Annotated in this window: 4 protein-coding genes and 1 pseudogene; all 5 read right to left on the bottom strand. The window is 53.6% G+C overall.

Annotated elements, in window-relative coordinates:
* Positions 1–78: 78 nt before the first annotated feature.
* Positions 79–366: a head-tail connector protein gene (locus ACE4YL_RS09785; protein WP_461369589.1), complete on the bottom strand. Its 288-nt coding sequence runs from the start codon at positions 364–366 to the stop codon at positions 79–81.
* Positions 367–556: 190 nt separating this feature from the next.
* Complete coding sequence (locus ACE4YL_RS09780; protein WP_461369590.1) at positions 557–2,020, bottom strand: phage major capsid protein; 1,464 nt, start codon at positions 2,018–2,020, stop codon at positions 557–559.
* Positions 2,021–2,031: 11 nt separating this feature from the next.
* Positions 2,032–2,799 carry a head maturation protease, ClpP-related gene (locus tag ACE4YL_RS09775; RefSeq protein ID WP_461369588.1) on the bottom strand — a complete coding sequence of 256 codons (768 nt, stop codon included), beginning with the start codon at positions 2,797–2,799 and terminating at the stop codon, positions 2,032–2,034.
* On the bottom strand, positions 2,789–3,952 hold the full coding sequence (locus ACE4YL_RS09770) for a phage portal protein (RefSeq protein WP_461369587.1): 1,164 nt from the start codon (positions 3,950–3,952) through the stop codon (positions 2,789–2,791). The genes ACE4YL_RS09775 and ACE4YL_RS09770 overlap by 11 nt, the downstream gene beginning before the upstream one ends.
* 13 nt (positions 3,953–3,965) lie before the next feature.
* Positions 3,966–4,247: pseudogene (locus ACE4YL_RS09765) on the bottom strand (terminase large subunit); the annotation flags it as partial.

Raw genomic sequence — 4,247 nt, 5'->3', positions numbered from 1 at the left:
GCGTCTTTCGTTGTCTCTTTCCGCTGGATAATGATCTTGCGCCTGCGGACTCTGCCGAGGTCGCGCATGACTTCAGCCTTAGACTTCATCAGACACCACCTCATCAGCCATGGCCTTTATGCCTTCCTGGAGCTGTAGCCGCAGGATCTCCTTGCTGTAGTTCTCCTCGAAATACTCCGATGCGTTATTGTAGACGTACCGGCAATAGTCCAGCAGCAAGGCCTTGGGCTGTCCGTCGGTCTCAAAGTCTAGCGTGGTGCCGGTTAGGTCGTTGAGATACGCCTGCCCTCGGTCGATGATCCCTTGGATGCGAGAGTCCTCATCGTTCCAAGTGATTTTTAGATAGTTTTTGACTGCTTGCAGCATGGCGTATCACTCCCCTTCTGTGTCCTCCACCAGCTCCACCAGCTTGCCGTATCCCGCATTATTGATCTCCTCATACCGATTCATAGAGATAGACAAGTAAGTCCCCGCTTTGTGCAGGGACTTACTGTATTTGTTCCGGAAAGTCCGGAGAACTTTGACTTTGTGTTTATTGCTCAACTACATCAGCCCCTTAGGCCTCAGGCTCTACCGTGTATGTCACGACCAGGATATAGGTCTCAACTACTCCGCCGTTGGTGACAGTGATAACAATGACGTTCTGTCCCTCGGTCCAGGCCTGATTCGTGGCAAGGTCTGTCTCCACGCCGTTAAGCGTCGCTGTGATTACCGCGTTGGCATCCTTGGCGGTTGCAGCCACCAGGTCGGCCACATTTTCGGTTTCAGCCGTGTAGTAATGCACATCCGCATTAAACGCCGGACTGATCGCCACAGCTCCATCAGCTATCTTCAGCCCATCCAGCCGCGCATCTACATATGGAGTAGTGCGCACGATAGGATACACAGGCCTCAAGTCGGTGATATCCAGCCTGCGGAACGAACGGCTGTCAAGCGGCATGCCATTGCCGTAGAGCTTAGTCAGGTATACCCTCTCGTCCTCAAGGAACCGATACTCGTCGGAGTATTCGATCTTCCCGCCCTTGGAGGTGCCAAGCCCCATGAAATACCGTTTCGGTAGGCCAATGATCGCCTCGTTGACGGGCTGATACACGGACTGGATCACGCGCGTTGGGAATGGGAAAATGTCGTAGGCATATGTGCCGTCTGGCCGCCGGAACGATGTGGCAGGCATGATCTTTGTGAAATAGTCAAGTGGGTTGACTATAAAGATCACTTCCGAGATCTTCCGGTTCAGGCCGTTGGGCGATACAGACAACTCAGCAAGCAGCGCGCCATAGGTCGCCGGACTGATCTCGTTGAACGGGATGCTGGGAATCAGGCCGTAGCCCGTAACGGGATCAAGCGGCGAATTAGGATCGCGCCTCATGCCGCAAGGAGCCTTTAGGCCGGAGCCGTCGATGATGCCGCCTTCGAGGCCATTGGAGATAGCCTCGGACAGGATTACGCGCACATAACGGTCAAGCCACGCAGGACCAAGATCAAGCATTGCCTTGCAGATGGGCAGGAATGCACTGAGCTTCTTCTGCGTTAGGTCGAGCTTCCTGAAGCCCCCGGTCAGCTCTTTAACAATTTCGGTGCAGAGGTCGTCCCACGTCGCTAAGTGGCGCCCATCCTGCGTATTTACGAGGATTTCGACCAGCGCGCCGGTTGGCGTGAAGCCGATCACGTCCAGCAGTGGATGATCTTCGGTCAGATCTTCGAAAATAGCATCGATCACGGTAACGGGCAGAATCACATTGAAGTCGGTCAATGCCTGTTTCGGGTTGCCAGACTTCAGGGCACCAATCAGCCCGTTGTAATATTTCGTTTCCTCGCTGGTCAAAGCCCTTACGCCACGACCGCTAAGGATCTGGTTGTCAGCTGCCGCCACAAGGCCTTTGGCCTCAGCCATGACAGCCTCTTGTAGTATCTCCGTATACTCCGCAAACGCCTTCGCAAAGGCCTCTTCGTCGCCATCTGTTATGGCCTGGTTGATCTTCGCAACAATGTCGCTCTTCTGCTTTACCAGCAGATCCATGTTCTTCACGGTTAATCCCCCTCCGCGGCAAAGAGTGCCGCCATTAGATTTTTAGGCTTGTTGTCCTCCGGTTCGGGTTCTGGCTCAGGCTCCGGGGCCGGTTCCGGCTGGGGCTCGGGTTCTGGCACAGGTTCCGGTGCCACGTCAGGCTCCTTGGCTGCTTGCCGGTGCGTCAGCACCAACTCAACCAATCGCCTCTGGTAGCTCTGGTTAGCCTTTTTGCCCGAGGCTCCATCCACTACGGCCGTCGCAAACCCCATCTCAAGCGCGTCGGCTGACGCTATCCAGGTTTCAGCATCCATCATCGCCTTTAGTTCGTCCTCGGTGATACTAACGTGGTTCATGTACGCGTTGATGGTAGCCTGGTTGATGGTTTCTAAGTCGTCTGCGTCTTTCCGCAGGGCGTTCTGATCCCCGGCGGTTAGCAACCATGCATTGTGGATCATCAACAAGGACGCGTTGGACATGATCCGCTCGTCGCCGGCCATAAATACCACACTTGCCGCCGAGCAGGCAAAGCCGTCACAATGCGTCTTGACTTTTGCTTTGTGCCGCCGCAGCACGTTGTAGATAGCGAGCCCCTCGGCCACTTCGCCTCCATAGGAATTGATGAAGACATTGATTGTCTCAATGTCCTCGGGTAGGGATTCAATCTCCTTAACCAGGCTGTAGCTCGACACATCGCTCTCGAATAGCTCCCACGACACAATGTCTCCGAAAATGTAAATCGACGCCTCCTTGTCCTTTACGGCTAATGCGTAATATTTCTTAATCCTCACCACCCCCTTCAAAGGCCTCCTCAATAGGCTGATAGTTCTTGGTCATCCATCTTGCCCGGCTCCACTCGGTATTAAGTGGCTCCATGCCCATGGCCATCAAGCAATCGTCGATGCTGTAGGCGCCACACCTGATCAGCACATCCAGAGCATTGGCAATGTCCTTGATGTCAACAGCCCGGATATGGCTAGTGTCAAGCATCATATATGTGCGTTCTAGGTAAGCTCTCTTGCCATACATCTTGCGGTTGATCTCGTCCGTTAGCAGCTCGGCCAACGGGTTAACACAGAACGTCAGGAAGTTGTTGACCGCCTTGTCAGTGTCGGCCACGTTGCCTTTGAGGAGCTGCGGTGGCACTTGGAAAGCGATCGCCACAAAATCAAAGATGTCATCAACAAACGCCCGAATGTCACGGCCTTCGAGACTGCCTTTTGTGCCTCCGGATCGTTCGCCTACCGCCTCTGTGTAAGTCATGCCGTTGGTTAGCGGTATGACCGCATCGCCTTCAGCTGAGAAAAACTTCTTGAACCGCCTATCTAGCAAGTCTTTGAGGGCATCTTGCGCTTCCTCTGTCTGCGGATAGGTTGTCGGCACGGTCAAGGCCCCACGCCGGACAGCACCCTTCTTATACCTGTTTTGACTCGCTGCAATCAACTTGGAATAAGACTGGTAAAGCCCGTCAATGACCGTCTTGATCTTCTCGTTGTGCAGCTCAAAATGAAAGACTTCGCTCTCGTCATAGCTCCGATTCAGCCGGAAATCGTCCACAGTCACGTCGGTGTAGATGTAATCGCGAAAAGCAAACTTCTGCACCTGGTAGCTGTCGGCTACATAAAAGCGATTATCATACTGCACCACCAGGCAGCCATTGTCGTAAACCAGCCTTGCAACTACATCGCGCCAAAACTTAGATGCTGACTTGTTGAGGTTCGGCTCGACGTTGAAGAGGTAGTAGTTGTCCTTCCGGACCTCCTTGCCCTCTTCGTAGGTCCGAAATTCACTCCTGGCCACGGTATTTGCGATCAGGTTCACGCAGGCTTGTACCGCAAGCTCCTTGAAATACACCTCGGCGGCAAGCTCCCCGATGATGGCGTCTAGCCGTAGGGTTCCTGTGTCTTTATTAAACCAACTCAAAAATGTCTGCCATAAGCTCAAGTGCTCACCCCCTTCAGTAGGTGTATACATCCAGCATCGGGACATAATCCTGTGTTTCCGGAAGCTCGCTGTCCTTCGACAGTGCATGTATCAAAGCAAAAAACCCGTCTGTCTTGCGGGTTTTCGGCTCGATCTTCTTGTACGTCGTGTTTCCCTTTGCGTCTAGCTCCTGGTACGTGTTGTTGACATACCAGCGCATGGTCGGGTTATCGCCGAATATGATCTTCTCCTCCGCAAACATCGACTCAATAAGCGGCGCAACCTTTGAGTGCGTCGGCGGTCCGCTCCGCACCTG

Origin of the sequence: Candidatus Darwinibacter acetoxidans (genome assembly GCF_041936445.1) — a bacterium.
GTDB lineage: Bacteria > Bacillota > Limnochordia > Darwinibacteriales > Darwinibacteriaceae > DTU010.
Note: the sequence above shows the minus strand (reverse complement) of the source record. Positions and strands in the feature narration are given on the sequence as shown.